This is a genomic window from Streptomyces sp. NPDC048389, assembly GCF_040706335.1.
Lineage (GTDB): Bacteria > Actinomycetota > Actinomycetes > Streptomycetales > Streptomycetaceae > Streptomyces.
The window spans coordinates 1-15,293 of record NZ_JBEZKP010000033.1 but is presented as its reverse complement, the minus strand read 5'-3'; the positions used below and the strand labels follow the sequence as shown (position 1 = coordinate 15,293).

General features: G+C 71.0%; 16 protein-coding genes, 2 pseudogenes and 1 riboswitch. Of the genes and pseudogenes, 4 read left to right on the top strand and 14 right to left on the bottom strand.

Translation table 11 applies throughout. The features are described from left to right. Positions 1 to 172 precede the first annotated feature (172 nt). The 6 genes and pseudogenes from AB0903_RS21865 to AB0903_RS21840 all read right to left on the bottom strand — a co-directional run. Complete coding sequence (locus AB0903_RS21865; protein ID WP_366705210.1) at positions 173 to 1,111, bottom strand: ABC transporter ATP-binding protein; 939 nt, start codon at positions 1,109 to 1,111, stop codon at positions 173 to 175. After that, positions 1,108 to 2,172, bottom strand: coding sequence for an iron chelate uptake ABC transporter family permease subunit (locus tag AB0903_RS21860; protein WP_366705208.1), 1,065 nt, complete (start codon positions 2,170 to 2,172; stop codon positions 1,108 to 1,110). The genes AB0903_RS21865 and AB0903_RS21860 overlap by 4 nt, the downstream gene beginning before the upstream one ends. Next, positions 2,169 to 3,239, bottom strand: coding sequence for an ABC transporter substrate-binding protein (locus AB0903_RS21855; protein WP_366705206.1), 1,071 nt, complete (start codon positions 3,237 to 3,239; stop codon positions 2,169 to 2,171). Before AB0903_RS21855 ends, AB0903_RS21860 begins: the two co-directional genes overlap by 4 nt. 13 nt (positions 3,240 to 3,252) lie before the next feature. After that, positions 3,253 to 3,459: riboswitch (cobalamin riboswitch) on the bottom strand. Between the two features lie 426 nt (positions 3,460 to 3,885). After that, positions 3,886 to 5,133: a hypothetical protein gene (locus AB0903_RS21850; RefSeq protein ID WP_366705204.1), complete on the bottom strand. Its 1,248-nt coding sequence runs from the start codon at positions 5,131 to 5,133 to the stop codon at positions 3,886 to 3,888. A gap of 218 nt (positions 5,134 to 5,351) precedes the next feature. Then, positions 5,352 to 7,010: an acyl-CoA dehydrogenase family protein gene (locus tag AB0903_RS21845; protein WP_366705202.1), complete on the bottom strand. Its 1,659-nt coding sequence runs from the start codon at positions 7,008 to 7,010 to the stop codon at positions 5,352 to 5,354. Between the two features lie 76 nt (positions 7,011 to 7,086). Next, a pseudogene (locus AB0903_RS21840) lies at positions 7,087 to 7,692 on the bottom strand (TetR/AcrR family transcriptional regulator); the annotation flags it as partial. Positions 7,693 to 8,004: 312 nt separating this feature from the next. Here AB0903_RS21840 and AB0903_RS21835 point away from each other — a divergent pair. Then, positions 8,005 to 8,238, top strand: coding sequence for a hypothetical protein (locus AB0903_RS21835; RefSeq protein ID WP_366705200.1), 234 nt, complete (start codon positions 8,005 to 8,007; stop codon positions 8,236 to 8,238). Here AB0903_RS21835 and AB0903_RS21830 read toward each other — a convergent pair. The 6 genes and pseudogenes from AB0903_RS21830 to AB0903_RS21805 all read right to left on the bottom strand — a co-directional run bounded on the left by AB0903_RS21830 (position 8,226) and on the right by AB0903_RS21805 (position 11,171). Further along, complete coding sequence (locus AB0903_RS21830; protein ID WP_366705198.1) at positions 8,226 to 8,750, bottom strand: MepB family protein; 525 nt, start codon at positions 8,748 to 8,750, stop codon at positions 8,226 to 8,228. The two genes, AB0903_RS21835 and AB0903_RS21830, sit on opposite strands and share 13 nt — an antisense overlap. 145 nt (positions 8,751 to 8,895) lie before the next feature. Then, positions 8,896 to 9,210: a DUF1269 domain-containing protein gene (locus AB0903_RS21825; RefSeq protein WP_366705196.1), complete on the bottom strand. Its 315-nt coding sequence runs from the start codon at positions 9,208 to 9,210 to the stop codon at positions 8,896 to 8,898. A gap of 123 nt (positions 9,211 to 9,333) precedes the next feature. Further along, positions 9,334 to 9,990 carry a class I SAM-dependent methyltransferase gene (locus AB0903_RS21820; RefSeq protein ID WP_366705194.1) on the bottom strand — a complete coding sequence of 219 codons (657 nt, stop codon included), beginning with the start codon at positions 9,988 to 9,990 and terminating at the stop codon, positions 9,334 to 9,336. Positions 9,991 to 10,059: 69 nt separating this feature from the next. After that, positions 10,060 to 10,559: pseudogene (locus AB0903_RS21815) on the bottom strand (hypothetical protein). A gap of 127 nt (positions 10,560 to 10,686) precedes the next feature. Next, positions 10,687 to 10,881 (bottom strand): hypothetical protein, encoded by a 195-nt coding sequence (locus AB0903_RS21810; protein ID WP_366705299.1) that lies wholly within the window; start codon positions 10,879 to 10,881, stop codon positions 10,687 to 10,689. A 41-nt stretch (positions 10,882 to 10,922) separates the two neighbouring features. Further along, positions 10,923 to 11,171, bottom strand: coding sequence for a hypothetical protein (locus tag AB0903_RS21805; RefSeq protein ID WP_366705192.1), 249 nt, complete (start codon positions 11,169 to 11,171; stop codon positions 10,923 to 10,925). Between the two features lie 214 nt (positions 11,172 to 11,385). Here AB0903_RS21805 and AB0903_RS21800 point away from each other — a divergent pair, with 214 nt between their 5' ends. Beyond that, positions 11,386 to 12,237: a helix-turn-helix transcriptional regulator gene (locus AB0903_RS21800; protein WP_366705190.1), complete on the top strand. Its 852-nt coding sequence runs from the start codon at positions 11,386 to 11,388 to the stop codon at positions 12,235 to 12,237. Further along, complete coding sequence (locus AB0903_RS21795; RefSeq protein WP_366705188.1) at positions 12,210 to 12,419, top strand: DUF397 domain-containing protein; 210 nt, start codon at positions 12,210 to 12,212, stop codon at positions 12,417 to 12,419. The genes AB0903_RS21800 and AB0903_RS21795 overlap by 28 nt, the downstream gene beginning before the upstream one ends. 238 nt (positions 12,420 to 12,657) lie before the next feature. Here AB0903_RS21795 and AB0903_RS21790 read toward each other — a convergent pair whose 3' ends face one another. After that, the gene (locus tag AB0903_RS21790; RefSeq protein WP_366705186.1) at positions 12,658 to 12,921 is read right to left on the bottom strand and encodes a hypothetical protein; all 264 of its coding nucleotides are present in this window, start codon (positions 12,919 to 12,921) and stop codon (positions 12,658 to 12,660) included. Then, complete coding sequence (locus tag AB0903_RS21785; RefSeq protein WP_366705184.1) at positions 12,918 to 13,268, bottom strand: type II toxin-antitoxin system Phd/YefM family antitoxin; 351 nt, start codon at positions 13,266 to 13,268, stop codon at positions 12,918 to 12,920. The genes AB0903_RS21790 and AB0903_RS21785 overlap by 4 nt, the downstream gene beginning before the upstream one ends. Positions 13,269 to 13,587: 319 nt before the next feature. Between AB0903_RS21785 and AB0903_RS21780 the strand changes: the two genes are divergently transcribed. Beyond that, positions 13,588 to 15,293: TIGR02677 family protein (locus AB0903_RS21780; RefSeq protein WP_366705182.1), on the top strand; the 1,706-nt coding region annotated here is incomplete at its 3' end.

The window sequence follows — 15,293 nt, the reverse complement described above, 5'->3', positions numbered from 1 at the left end:
TCTGTGGTTTCGGCAGGGTTCGCGGGGGTGGCTCCGGTGGTGGCGGGGCGAACCGGCTGCGCAGGCCGGCTCACGGGGCCGGACATCGGCCCGGTGGGCCACCTTCCGCGTGCGGAAGGTGAGGCGGACCACGCGCTCCACGCGGGCTCCGTCGTTCCGCTGTCGGCCACGGTCAGTTCCCGGCCGGCGTGCCCAGGAAGCGGATGTGCGGCCGGTCGCCGGGGCCGGGGCGGGTGACCGCGGCGCGCACGCCGTAGACATCGGAGATCAGGGACTCGGTCAGCGTGCTGCCCGGAGCACCGGCAACGACCACCCGGCCCTGCCGGAGCACGACGACCTGGTCGCAGTACATGGCCGCCAGATTCAGGTCGTGCAGGGCGACGACGCTGGTGACGGGCAGCTCGGCGACCAGGTTCAGCAGGTCGAGCTGGTGCTGGATGTCGAGGTGGTTGGTCGGTTCGTCCAGGAGCAACTCGCGCGGCTCCTGAGCCAGGGCACGGGCGATCTGCACGCGCTGGCGCTCGCCGCCGGAGAGCGTGTGCCAGGGCTGGTCCGCGCGGTCGGTGAGGCCGGTGCGCTCCAGGGCGGTGCCTACGGCCTCCTCGTCCGCCGCGGTCGCGGGGGTCCAGGCGTGGCGGTGCGGGATACGGCCGAGGCGTACGACATCGAGAACCGTCAGTTCGACGAGGGTGTCGGCATGCTGCTCGACGACGGCCACGCGCCGGGCCACGGCGCGGCGGCCCCAGTCGCCGAGTGGACGCCCGTCGAGGGTGACGACGCCGGAGGCGGGGGAGAGGACGCCGGACAGCAGCCGCAGCAGCGTCGACTTCCCCGAGCCGTTGGGGCCGAGCAACCCGGTCACGGAGCCGGGCCGGGGGGTGAGGCTCACGCCGTCGAGGATCAACCGCCCGTCGGCGGTGCGGCTCACGCGGTCGGCGGCGAGGGTGGGCGGCTCGGCGGGCGACACTCCGGCGGGTGCGTCTACGGCGGCCGTCTGCCCTGCGGCCGTCCGCTCTGCGGCCGTCTGCTCTGCGGTCGTCTGCCCTGCGGTCGGCTGATCGGGGCGGGGCGGCCGGGCGCCGTCGTCCCGCCGCTCGGTGCCGGTCGTCATCGCATCCTCCTCGTGCGGTACAGGACCAGGACGAACGCCGGGACGCCGACCAGCGAGGTCACCACGCCCACCGGCACCTCCTGGGGATCGAGGACGGTACGGGCCAGAGTGTCGGCCCAGACCAGGAACACCGCCCCCGCGAGCGCGGTGACCGGCAGCAGCCGGGCGTGCCCCGGGCCGACGAGAGCGCGTGCGGCGTGCGGCAGGACCAGGCCGACGAAGCCGATCGCGCCCGCCGAGCTGACCAGCGCGGCGGTCAGCAGCGCGGTCACGCACAGCAGCACCAGCCGGGTCCGGGCGACCGAGACCCCGAGCGTCGCCGCGGAATCCTGGCCGAAGGCGAAGGCGTCCAGCGTGCGCGCGTATCCCAGGCACACCACCAGGGCCAGTCCCAGGACGGCCAGACACAGCCCCACGTCGGTCCAGTCGGCCCCGCTGAGCGATCCGAGCAGCCAGAACAGCACACCGCGGGTGGTCTCCGCGTCGGCCGCCGTCATCACCACGAACGAGGTCAGGGCGGAGAACAGCTGCATCGCGGCCACACCGGACAGCACCACCCGGTCCGTCGCCCCGCCGAGCGTGTGGCTGAGCAGCAGCACCAGCGCGAACGAGCCGACCGCGCCCACGAACGCGCCACCGGAGACGGACAGGACACCGCCACCGACGCCCAGGACGACCACGACGACGGCGCCGGTCGACGCCCCCGAGGAGACACCCAGGACGAAGGGGTCGGCGAGAGGGTTGCGCAGCAACGACTGCATCACCGCGCCGCACACGGCGAGCCCGGCGCCGCACACCGCGGCGAGCAGGGTGCGCGGCAGCCGCAGGTTCCAGACGATGCCGTCCCGGATGGGAGTCAGCTCTGTCGTGCCCCAGCCCAGGTGGGAGGCGACCACGGACCAGGCGTCGCCCACGCCGATGTCCGCCGGGCCGATGGTGATGGCCACGGCGACGGACGCGGCGAGCACGGCCAGCCCGGCGCCCAGGCCGGCCGCACCGCGCAGGACACCGGCGGCGACCAGCAGCGGGCGGGCTCGGGGAGACGGCAGGACGGTGGTCATCCGGCGAGCCCGTACGCGCGCAGCGCCGCGGCCACCTTCTCCACACCCTCGACGGTACGGATCGTCGGGTTCATGGCCTGCCCGCTGAGCAGCACGTACCTCTTCTTCTTCACCGCCTCCATGTTCCTGGTCGCCGGGTTCGACTCCAGGAACGCGATCTTCTTCGCGGCGGTCTCGGCCGTCTGCGACTTGCGGGTGAGATCACCGATGACGAGTACGTCGGGGTTGCGGTCGGCTACGGTCTCCCAGTTGATCTGGGGCCATTCCTGCGTGCTGTCGTCGAAGACGTTCTTCGCGCCGAGCGCGTTCGTGATGATGCCGGGGGCGCCGCAGCAGCCCGCCATGTAGGGGGACTCCTGGTTCGCGAACCAGTACAGGACGGTGGCGTTCTCGGCACGGATTCCGGACGTCGCCTTCGTCACCCGGCTCTTCAGCCGGGCGATCAGCTTCTCGCCACGGTCCTCCACCCCGAAGACCCGGGCCAGTTCCCTCACTTCGCGGTAGACGGTGTCCATGGCCAGGGGCTTCGTCCGTGAGCCGTCACCGTCGCCGCTGTTGTCCTTGCCTTCGCAGTCGGTGGGCGACAGGTACGTCGGCACCCCGAGTTCCTCGAACTTCTCGCGGGGTGCCACCCCGCCCTTGCCCAGGGTGGAGGTGAAGGAGGAGGCGACGAAGTCCGGTTCGGCGTCCAGGACCTTCTCGAACGACGGCCGGTTGTCGGCGAGCCGAGGCACCTTCGCATTGGCCTGCTCCAGTCCCTTCATGACCGGGTCGGTCCAGGTGGCGGTTCCCACCATGCGGTCGGCCAGGCCGAGGGAGAGCAGGATCTCGCTGGTGCCCTGGTTCAGGGACACGGCCCGCTTCGGCGGAGCCTTGACCGTCACCTTCTGCCCGCAGTTGTCGAACGTGACGGCCTGCGCGCCGGCGGTGGCGGACTTTCCGGACGAGCCGGAACCTGAGCCGGAGCCGCATGCGGTGAGCAGCAGCGCCCCGGTCAGGAGCAGGACGGAACAGCGGGCGGGACGCGGCAGATGCACAGTGTCGGCTCTCTCAACGTCAGGACCCATACGCGGGGTCCCGTGCGGACGGTCGGGTGCCAGCAGGTCTTCGGACTCGGGGTCACCCCGGCGGAACGCCTTCCCGGACCCGGCCGTGACCGTCGTCCAGTGGCTGCTGTCCCGCCCGTCACCCTCACCGCTGCGCGTCAGTTCCGGACTCTCACCGGATTCCCTGACTCGTGCACGCGTGGCCGCGTTCACGAGTTTGACTGGCGTCCGGAAGCTACCACAGCCCTACTCGTGCAGTCCGCCGTGTCCGTCGCGAAGCCAGCCGCATACGTCCGCCGGTCGCGGCGAGCGGCTGTTGCGGGTTTCCAGGCGCGGTCGGCTGCCGGCAGACCGCGCTGCCTCGGCCCGAGGGCGGCTCGGTGCCCGCCGAGAGACCGGCCGGGACGGTCCTGGCCGGAACCCGACCCCGAGACCGCCGGCGTCCTGCGCCGGGCACTTCGCGCGATCGGGCGGCCACGGCGTGGCGGTACTGGCCGCCGGCGTGCACTCGCGAGACGTCTGCATCCGCAGACGTACGGTGCCGGCGATCACCGAGATGGCCGAGGCCCCGGGTGCGACGGGGTTTGCGAAGGCGCTCGGCGGCCCGGACCCGACGGTGCCCGGGTATGCCGCTCCCGAAGGGTGATCCGGCGAGCAGCCGCCGACGTCAAACGGCAGGCTGAGCCTTCTCCTTGTTCATGGGACAGGCGGACGCCGCCGTCGAGGGGGAGACCGTGCATGCCCCGGCCGTCTCCCCGATCTGATGCAGGATTTCGACGGAGAGCAAGTCCTCCTTGCCCTTGAAGGCGTCCGCGACCACCGGATCGGTAGGGAAGACCATCTCGGCCGAGACATTGTCCTGAACGATCCGGGCGAGGTTGTCCAGGGCGACGAAGATCGGGTCGCGAGGAACTTCGACGGTCGGCAGGTCGATCAGGTGGGTGGCGACCTTCGCCGGATTCATGCACTGCCTGATGATGACCGATGCCTGGTTCAACTCGGACGTCGTCCAGATCGACAGCACGACCGTATACAGGTCCTGCCACGCCTCCTCGCCGATCGTGGCCCGCCACTTCCGCATCAGACCTTCCACGCCGTGGATCTGCGCCGCGGCCGCGTACTTCATGTTCGTGCGGATACCGGGGTACGTCCTGCCCGAGAACTCCTCGAACGACGCCATGTCGAACGTTTTGCTGCGCACGGAATCACGGATGAACGTGAGTGCTTCGTCGAGGATCTTCCCGCAGGAGATTTCCAGCTCCTGTGGCAGATTGGCCTCCCCGAGCTGACGGCGTGCAGTGTGGAGCGTGGCAGCGTAACGCTGGAGCGGGCCGATCCAGCCGTCTGCCCGGGGCCCCTCGAACGCGACCATGTCCAGGTCGTGCGGGTCGATGCGACCGGCGTTGGGGAGGTTCGGCACCTTGTCGCTCAAGTACGCGGCAATGATCGAGAAAATGCCCTGAGGCACGTGGCTGATCGACTTCGCCAGTTCGAACAGCTCGGGCACCGGGTTGACTGATTCCCGTGGGCTTCCGCCATGGATGAGAGTGAACTTGCCGCCCCTGGCATCGTTTTGGACGACGATCACAGGACTGAGACGACTGATCAGTTCGGACTTGAGTGCGGCATAGTTCGCCCGCATACCGACGTTGGCCGCTCGGATCGCGTCACGGGCCTTCAGCTCCGCGTCCGTCACGGCCGCGCCTGCATGCGTGGTGGCGGAGGCCGACGGGGTGATACCGAGGAGTGTTGCGGCACCGGCCGCCGACATTCCGTCGATGAAGCCTCTGCGTGTGACCATTCCCCGTCCTTCCACCAGGCGCGCGGGTGGTTGCGCGCCACCCGCGCGGACTTCGTCGCGCAGGCTCCGGCGATCACCGGTCAGTTTTCCGGAGGGACACCCCCTGAGCGGCATGCGCCACGCACGTCTGCGTGATGAACATGCGACGACGAAATGCTCGCCACCGTCGTCGACGGCGGCGAACAGTCTTCGTGCCGACCCGGACAGATCCCGCAGCGGGTTGAAGCACCGCAGTGACCCGGCCCGCCGCCTCACCCGTGCGCGCGAGCCCGACCAGGGGAAGCGCCGACCGCGGCAGCCGCACCCGGTTCCTGACGCTCCGTCCGACGGCCTCAGACCGGCAGCCGTGCGAGCAGGGCCGTGAAGTCCGTCCGGGGCGGGAGGGTGCCGAAGGCGAGGCCGTGGTCGCCGGCGAGCCGTGAGGCGCAGAAGGCGTCGGCGACCGCGGCGGGAGCGTGGCGGACGAGCAGGGAGCCGTGCAGGACCAGTGCCGCGCGTTCGATGACGCGACGGGCCCGCAGCGGAGCGTCCTCACTCAGGACGAGTTCGGCCTGGAGCTCGCGCCAGGCCGCGTCCAGTCTGCGGTCGGCTCCGGTGGCGGACTCGATCTCCGCGCGGAAGGCGTCGAGGGACTCGGGCTCCCGGGCCAGGGCACGGAGCATGTCGAGGGCGTTGACGTTGCCTGAGCCTTCCCAGATGCCGTTGAGAGGGGCCTCCCGGTAGAGCCGGGGCATGCCGGACGCCTCGTCGTAGCCGTTGCCGCCGAGGCATTCCAGTGCTTCGGCGACGGCGGCGGGCTGGCGCTTGCAGACCCAGTACTTGCCGACGGCGGTGGCGAGCCGGAGGAAGGCGCGCTCCTGCGCGTCGCCGCGCTGGGCACGGTCGGCGGCCCCGGCCAGGCGGAGGGCGAGGGTGGTGGCGGCCTCGGACTCCAGGCCGAGGTCGGCGACGACGTTGCGCATCAGCGGCTGGTCGATGAGCTTGGCTCCGAAGACGGAGCGGTGGCGCACGTGGTGCGCGGCTTGGGCGAGCGCGGCGCGCGTTCCGGCGGCGGAGCCGAGAACGCAGTCGAGGCGGGTCATGGTGACCATGTCGATGATGGTGCGCACGCCCTTGCCCTCGGCGCCCACGAGCCATGCGACGGTGTCGTCGAACTCGGGCTCGCTGCTGGCGTTGGAGCGGTTGCCCAGCTTGTCCTTCAGACGCTGGATGCGGAACGTGTTGCGGCTGCCGTCGGGCAGGACGCGCGGTACGAGGAAGCAGGTGAGCCCACCGGGTGCCTGGGCGAGGACCAGGAACAGGTCGTTCATCGGGGCGCTGGTGAACCACTTGTGACCGCGCAGCCGCCAGCTGCCGTCGGGCTGCTCCGCGGCCGTGGTGGTGTTGGCGCGGACGTCGGTGCCGCCCTGCTTCTCGGTCATCCCCATGCCGGCCAGCAGGCCGCGCTTGCCGGCGGGGGTACGCAGTCCCGGGTCGTAGACGCGGCTGGTGAGCAGGGGCTCGTAGGTCTCGGCGAGATCAGGGGCGTGGCGCAGGGCCGGGACGACCGCGTAGGTCATGGACACGGGGCAGCCGTGACCGGCCTCGGCGCTGCTCCACACCATGAACCCGGCGGCACGCGCGACGTGGGCACCCGGACGCTCGTCCACCCAGGCCGCACCGGCGAGACCTTCGCTGATCGCCACGTCCAACAGGGCGTGGTACGAGGGGTGGAAGTCGACCTCGTCGACGCGATGGCCGTAGCGGTCGTGGCTGCGCAGCACCGGCTCGTGGCGGTTGGCCTCGTCGGCCCACCGCTGCACCTCCTCGCTGCCGGCGCGGAGACCGAGCCGGTGCAGTTCGTCGAGGTACCACGCGGCGCCCTCCCGGCGTACGCCTTCGGTCAGCACCGGGTCGTCGGCGACGTCATGGCCGGTCAGCGGTGGGGGCTGGTTGGTCACTTCGTGTGTCGTCGCCGTGGGGTGGCTGCGCGGTGCGGGCGTTGCGGACATGGGCGTCTCCGATGTGGTGGGCCGGGTCAGCGGCGCGGTGCAGCGGGTACGGCGTACCGGGCCGGGGGCGCGGTGCAGCGGGTGCGGCGCCCGCGCAGCGCAGTGCCATGGCGGTGAGTTCTACGAGCAGATCGCCGGTGTCGTCCTCCTCCGGTGCGCCCAGCGGCGCGACGAGGACCTCGCCGATCGCGCCGGTGAGGGCGGCCGCGGTGACATCGGCATTCTGGGCCGGCAGGAGGCCGTCCGTCATGCCTTCGCGAACGACCTCGGCGAACAGGCCGCGGTAGCGGAGGCGGAAGTCGAGGCGCTCTGCGCCGACCGCCGGCTCGGCCGGGGCGGCGAGCAGAGCGTAGGCCAGTCCACGGTTCTCCAGGGCGCGCCGCGCGAAGACCTGGACACCGTCGGCGAGCCGTTCGACGGGGGTGCCGGAGCCCCGCAGCACCTCGCGGAGGACGTCGACCTCCCGTCCCGCGGCGCGTCGGAACACCTCGACGGCGAGCGCCGCCTTGGACGGGAAGTGCTGGTAGACGGAGCCGGCCGCGATCCCCGCGGCGTCGGCGACCGCGGTCACGGAGGCGTGGGCCCAGCCCACCTCGGCGACGACCTCGGTGGCACGCGCGACAAGGTGTTCCCGGGCGGCCTCGAGCCGGCGGAGCTCGGCTGAGGTCTTGCGGTAGGCCATGGAAGAAGTGAACCACCATTCACACCTTCCCGGCAAGGCCCGTGCCACCGGCTCCAAGGCCCCTGGAGAACGCGTGCGTCTCAGCTGCCCCGCTGTCTCCGCCCGCACCTCGAGTCACTTCGAGTCGGTGTTCACCGAGTTCGCGGCCTCCGGACGGTTTCACTTCGTCGACGGCCGGACCGCACGGCGTGCCGGTCGCCCGTACGGCGTAGCTCACCGGAGCGGGGCCGCCTGCGTACGCGGCAGCTGATGGCATGAGCCAAGAAGGAGCGAAGAATCGGTCGGGGCAAGCGCACGGACCGTCGCATCGCCATGACGCCGACTCGCATCACCGCGGCCCTGCCGGCGGCCCTCGCGATCGTTCTGATCGCTGAGAACACCCGGGATGTCGAGATCCGGCCCGATCAACTCCCGTCGGGCAGCCGTGAGTTTGGCCGGCCCAGCCACTCTTCCACCGACGCCGAGGACTGGCCGGGAGTGGCCTCCCGCTTCGTGACCACGGCCGGGAAGGCCCAGGGGACCGAAGGGCGCGCCTACGGGTGGTAGAGGGCTTGGGCACGCGTCACGTCGGCGGACCCGTCCTCCCCGAGTTGCAGGAAGTAGGTCACCTGCCACGCCTGAGTGCTGCACGCTTGCCGGTTGGTCGTGGTCACCCACGGCGGATAAACGCGGAACCCTCGCTTCCCGCCGAGGCCGTTCCGGGACACGATGCCGCGTCGGCACAGCACCTCCCGGGGGAACACGAACTGTCCGAAGTGGCCGCCGGCGCGGCTGCTGACGACGAAGAGATCAACTCCGTCGTCGGCATCGAAGGGCCGGATCGGGCCTTCCTCGGACCGCTGCCACACGGTCACGAACTGGCCGGCCTTCGTCGGGGTGGTCTTGGCCACGCGGAACCTGACCGACTGCCCGTCGAGCGCGAACCCATGAGCCGCGTACTCGGCACTCTCCGGTTCAGGCACCGGCTGTGAGCAGGCAAAGCCACTCGGGTCGTACACCCGGGCCTTCGCGGCCAGCAAGTCGGCATGAACCCCTGCCCAGGGCTGATTCGTCGCCATCCCCGTATCCTGCCAGTACGCCCACTGCACACCCCCCGAGGGATCGCGGCCGCCACCCGGCATCAGCGCGCCCTGGCGGGCAGGGGTGCCACGATCACGAAGCGCACGCCGGTTTCCGCCAGAGATGCGGAGCCCCCGCTCGCCGTCACCCCTCCGGTCGCCCCCGAACACCCGCACTCACGCCTCGAACACTTCCCGGAGCTTCGCTTCCTTGACGCCGTCCAGGTTGGAGTGGATCAGCTGGGGCGTGGCCGTGCGGCAACGCCTTCCTCGCGCGGTCCACCACCGCGTCCCGGGACAGCGGGAACAGAGCGGACGTTCCCGGCTTGACCTCGGCCTTGACGGAGTCGATGAAGTCGTCCCCGATGCCGACGTCGGCGAGCTTGCCTCCGAGAGCGCCGGCGGCGGCGCCGATCGCCGCTCCGAACAGCGGCATGAGGAAGATCAGTCCGAAGAGCATTCCCCAGAAGGATCCGGACAGGGCGTCGGCGCCCGCGAGGTTGTGCGGTTGCTTCGTCCTCGGTTTCGGTCAAGTCCCCACATCCGCCTCCTGGTCGTGAGCGAAACACGTCGTGAGAACCGGTCAGGGGGCGACCGCGCGGACGAGGAGCGTTCCGATGTGCCCGGGGTGCGGCGCCTCCAGGACCTGCGCGTCGGCCGCGGTGAAACCGGCCGTGGTGAGCAGGCGCTCCCACACCGCCGGGCGGTAGCTGTAGCGGTAGGTGAACATGGCCTTGCCCGCGAAGCCCCCCTTGTACATGCCCTGCGGTCCGTACGCGCCCGGGATGGCCGGAGGCTGCGAGAAGACGAAGACACCGCCGGGCCCGAGCCGCCGGCGTACGAGCGGGAAGAGACGGGCGGGGTCGGTGAACCAGGCGGCCCCGAAGATGGAGTAGACGGCGTCGTACGCCTCCTCGTGCTCACCGAGATACTCCAGGACCTCTGCGCACACGAACGCCGCGCCGGTGCCGGCCCACTTCGCCGTGGTCTTCTCGACCATGACGGGGGACAGGTCGACGCCGTGAGCGGTGACGCCGCGCCGAGCGAGGTGGGCGAGGGCGCGGCCGGTGCCGCAGCCGATCTCCAGCACGGAGCGCGGGTCGCCGAGCAGTTCGGGGCCGGGTCCGTGACCGGCGTACTGGGTCCAGCAGAAGCCCGGCTCGGCGTCGTCCTTGAAGGCGGAGGCCGCGTAGGCGTCCCAGAGCTCGGTCTCGGCGGCGATGTCGTGCTGTGCGGGCAAGACGCTTCCTCTCTGCGGGGCGGCGGCCCCTGCCCTCCGGGATCGAGGCCGGGGGCCGCGCAGTGCGGTTCAGTGGCTGTCGGGGACCTTGTTGTCGCACGGCGAGCAATCCGTGACGTCGATCGCCCACAGCTCATCGTCGACGGCGAACCCGATGGACGTCAGGAAGTCCGCGGTGCGCAGGCAGAGCCCGTCGCGGCGGCGGTCGATGAACGGGGCGTGGTGCTTGTAGCGGCCCTCGTTGTACGCATCGCACAGTGCCCACCACACGGGTGTGTCGAGGATGAGCTGGTGGACGCCGATGTCGACGAGCTTCCCGACTCCCAGGTGGACCTCGGGGCGCTCCATGCAACCGATGGTGTACATGATGGCGTTGCCGAGGACGCGTTCCGCCATGTCGCGGACCATGGTGTGGTCGCGCAGCAGCAGGGCGACCTCGCGATCCCACAGGCTCATGCCGCTGTCGAGGACGTTGACGGTCAGGTGCCTGACGCGCGGCAGGACGGCGTTGAGCAGCTCCTTCGGGTCCCTGGTGCGGATGCGGGAGGGGCGTCGAGCGTGACGGTCATGGGAGTTCCCTTTCTGGAGGTGTTGTACGGGGGAGGGGATCGGTACGGAGCCGGCCGGGACGGGGCGGGGCGGAGAGGGGCGGCGGGCGGGTCACTGGCGTGCGGCTCCGGACGGGGAGTGACTCCGTCATCGGGGCTGTCTGCTCCGGGCGTTCACCTCGGCGACGAGGGCGCTCAGCAGCTCGTCCTGGGTGAGGGGGCGGAGGTGGCCCGGCTCGGCGTCCCACTCGCGGCCCCCGGCGAGCGGGCGGACCTGGACGTACGAACCCTCGTGACCCATGACGCGTCCGACGCGGTCGTGGGCGCTGTCGTGGACGGCCACGCCGACGGCGGCGACGGTGGGCGTCCCGCCGGCGTCCTGCGTCACCTGGCGATCCCCTTCGTGATCACGTCCGCGAGCAGGTGTGCGACGGGTGCCGAGCACACGCCGAGGTGGACGAGCGCGTACTGGGCGTCGGCCTTGCGGTCGTCGGCCCAGGGGGTGCGGATGTCCATCGCCGGGAGCTGGATGCCGGCCTGGGTGAGTGCGACGGCGAGGGCGTCGCGGGCATCGACCGCCTCCTGGACCTTGGGGGTGTGGGGAGGGCGGGGAGCGTGAGCGGTGGGGGCCATGTGTCCTCGTCGGTGTGGTGGGCGGTGCGGTGGGGTTCCGCGGATTCCATGACCGGGCTGCGCGGGCTGAATTACGCTGCGTAGTCCGGCCGTTACGAGGATGCGGCTGGATGTGGGCGATCAGGGCGTGGACGGGGAGGTGCTTCCCCGTCGCGCGGAGGTGGTTCCACACGTTCCACATCGGTCACGTGAACGTCCCGGAGGGAGCAGCGGTATGCCGCAGCGACGCGTCATCACCGGCCGCAGCCAGGAGCCCCGTCAGCGGTTCGCCGAGGAGCTGCGGACGTTACGGGCGGGGAGCGGGACGAGCCTGCGGGCGCTCGGCGAACGGCTGGGCTGGGACTGGTCGTTGTTCGGCAAGATGGAGAAGGGCGAGACGCTCGGCAGCCCGGAGGTCGTCCAGGCGCTCGACACGCACTACGGGACGCCGGGCCTGCTGCTGGCGCTGTGGGAGGTGGCCGCCGGGGACCACACACAGTTCCGCGAGCGGTACCGGCGGTACATGGCCCTGGAGGCGGAGGCGGTGAGCCTGTGGCACTTCGCGGTGAGCGTGCTGCCGGGGCTGTTGCAGACGCCGGGGTACGCGCGGGAGGTACTGGCGGCGGGCGGGCTCAAGGGGAAGGAGCTTGAGCAGCAGGTGGAGGCGCGGATGGGGCGGCGGGAGCTGCTGGAGGGGGAGGATGCGCCCCGGTTCCGGACCATCCTTTCCGAAGCGGTGTTGCGGACGGCGTTGCTGGACACCTCCGAGTGGCGCGGACAGTTGGAGCACCTGGCTGACATGGCGGAGCGTCGGAACGTTGCCGTTCAGGTGCTTCCGTTCAGCGCTGGTCCTTACGGGCTCGACAGCACTGACGTGTGGTTCCTACGTCTGCCGCACGGACGTACGGTGGCGTACACGGAGAACGCACACCGTGGCGACCTGATCGAAGACAGCGCGGCGGTTGAGAAGCTGCAAGGTGCTTACGATGCAGTGCGTGACCTGGCGTTGTCCCCGGCCGAGTCGCGGAAGATCGTCCTGCGCATGTTGGAGGAAGTACCGTGCGATCCATCGACCCGAGCGTCGTGACGTGGCGCAAGAGCTCGTACAGCAATTCGGATGGTGGTGCTTGCGTCGAGGTCTCCGACGATATCGCCGCTGCCGTCCCGGTGCGGGACAGCAAGGCTCCGCACGGGCCGGTGCTCGTGTTCCCGACTGCTGGCTGGAGTTCCTTCGTTTCGGCCATCAGGGACGGGCGACTGAGCGACTGAAACGAAAGGCAACGGGCCCGCGATCTGTCAGCTGTTGCGGCTGTAGGCCTCGCGATGCCGGCCGCGCTGGACGGGCTGAGGCGTCGGCCTGACACGTGCCTGCCCGGCAGGGAAGGCGGAGGCCGTCATCCCGGGGTGGTGATGAGTTCATCGAGTACCTGCGACAACAGTCTGTTGTCGCCGAGGAAACTCTTCACCGAGGCGTCCTCGTTGCGCTGCGGGTCCATGCCCGACCAGTTCAGGTCGTAACCGGGCAGAACGGTGTGCGCTTGGCGATGTTCACAGTGCGTAACTCGCCTGCCCACGGATGGATGTCGCCGAAGATCGCGGCATGGAACGCCTGGAGATGGCCGAGGTCGTACGCGCCGGGCAGGGGGCGTTCGGAGAGCATGACGAGGCGTGCCCGAGTGATGTCCGCCTCCGCTGCATCGAGCGGCTCACGGTCGGTGATGCCGAGCTTGTTGCGCAGCACGCCGTTGGGCATGGCGTACGGATCGTTCACCCTGCCCGCCGCTCCGAAGTCTGTCGGTGGCGGGCGACCGCGCGGGCGACAAGGGTGTCCGCGTCGAGGTCGCCCTTCACGTACGCCTCGGTGTCGCGGTCGGAGGCCTCGGAGCTGTGGAGCCCCTCGGCCTCGATGGAGCCGGTGGCCGAGGCGACGGCCGCGCGCCGTGCCGCTCGGCCGCTCAGTGCCTCGAAGGCCTCGACGGACAGGAGGACGCCTTGGGGTTTGCGGTGGGCGCCGATCAGGACCGGGTCGGCATCCGCGCCGCACTCCGACAGGTCGGTCAGGATCCGTGACAGTCGCGCGCGCGCGTCGCTGACGGTCACGACCTTCGGGATCTCCATGCTGTCACCGTACCCAATAGAGTCTTGATTTTGTACAGATTCTAGTACGGATTTCGGTGAAACGCCGTCGTACTCGACGGCCGCCCCGGCGTGCCGCCGTATCCCCTGGCCACGAGAGTGCCGAACAGCTTCCGCCCGGGGACGTGTACGACGTCGCAGTGGCTGGTGACGTACATCCGGCGGGACTCCTCGGCCCTGGGACGCCTACCTGCTGTGCTTGGCGGGTTCTGGGCCGCAGCAGGTGCACGGGCGGGTCGGGCCGCCGAATATCGGACACCGTGCACGGGAGCGGCCACCGGTCCGGAAGAATAGACCCACGATGACGTCTCAGACCTCTCCGGTGCCCCCGACCGACCGGCCCGCCGACTACGCACCCTTCGCCCACCTCACCGTCCCCAACGCCGCCCTCTACCGGCAGGTGATGCGCGCGTTCCTCGTCGCCAAGGAGCGGTTCGCGGTGCATCTGCGGCCGGAGGACGTGTATGCCGCCCTGGATGCCGGAAGCCGGCCCGCCGATGTCGAGGCGGTCGTGAAGGCGCTGGACAGCCTCGTCGGCTGGGGCAATCTGCGGGCCGATCCCGACCACGCGCGGGTGACGGCGGTCGAGGACTTCTACCGCAGGCGGTTCATCTACCAGCTCACCCGCGCCGGTGAGGCGGCCGAGGCGGCGCTCGGGACGTACGACGAGGTGCTGGGGCGACGCGGCGAACTTCAGGCGGTCGCGCTGCACGACATCGTCACGCAGCTGCGGGCGCTCCTGGTGATCGCCGCGGAGGAAGAGCCCGACCCGGCCAAGGCGTACGTCGCGCTGTCCGTGCTGACGACACGGTTCGGTGACCTCGCGGACAACGCCCGCGCCTTCATGGGGTCGCTCCAGCGCACCATCGATCTGCACGACATCGAGGTCGAGGCGTTCCTCGCGTACAAGGACCGGCTGATCCAGTACCTGGAGCGGTTCATCCAGGACCTCATCACCGTCGGCGGGCGGATCGCCCTGCTGATCGGCGAACTCGAGGGGCAGGGCCGGGTCGGGCCGTTGCTGCGGCTCGCCGCCGCCCGCGAGGCCGCCGACGCGGCTCCCGAGGACGCCGAGCACGCGGAGGCGGCGGCGTACGAGAAGTGGGCCGACCGCTGGTCCGGGCTCGGGCAGTGGTTCGTGTCGGGGGAGGGGCGTGAGTCGCAGGCCAGGCTGCTGCGCGGGCGGGCGCTCGGGTCCATTCCGCAGCTGCTGGCCGTGGTACGGCAGTTGAACGAGCGGCGGGCCGGGCGTTCCGACCGTTCGGCCGACTTCCGCACGCTGGCGCGATGGTTCGCCCAGGCGCCGGACGACGCGGCGAGGCACCGGCTGTGGCGGGTGGCGTTCGGGCTGCACTCCTCCCGGCATCTCACCGTCGACGCCGACACCCTCGCCGAGCGGGCCGCCTCGCCGGAGCCCGCCTCGACCCCTTGGAGCGAGGCGCGGCCGCTGCGGATCAGCCCTCAGCTGCGCCGTACGGGCAGTTACGAACGGCGGGGCAAGCCGCGCAAGGTCGCCGACCGGGGCGAGGCGAAGCGCAGGCTCGCCGAGATCGCCGCCCGGCAGGCGGGGGAGATCCGGCAGGCGCGGGAGCGTCTCGTCACGGGCGGGCCGGTGCGGCTGTCCCGGCTGGGCGAACTCGATCCGCTCGCCTTCCAGTTGTTCCTGCGCCTGCTCGGCGACGCGCTCGCCACCTGGCGGCCGGGCATGACGACCACCGCGGCCACCAGTTCGGACGGCTCGATGGAGATTCGGCTCACCGCCCTCGACGACGGCTCGACCGCCGAAGTGAACACCCGCGACGGAGTGTTCCGCGGGCCCGATCACGTGATCGACATCGTCGACCTGGCAGCGGCAGCGGCGGCGGGGGCGGGGGACGTGGGCGGAGCCGGCGCGCCCGCCGTTCCCCGTTCCGCCCCGGTCGAGTCGGGTGCGGTCGCGCCCGCCGGGGACCTCCCCGGGCAGGGTGAGGCGGGGGCGCCGACGGCCGGGGCCGCGTGGGGGTCCGC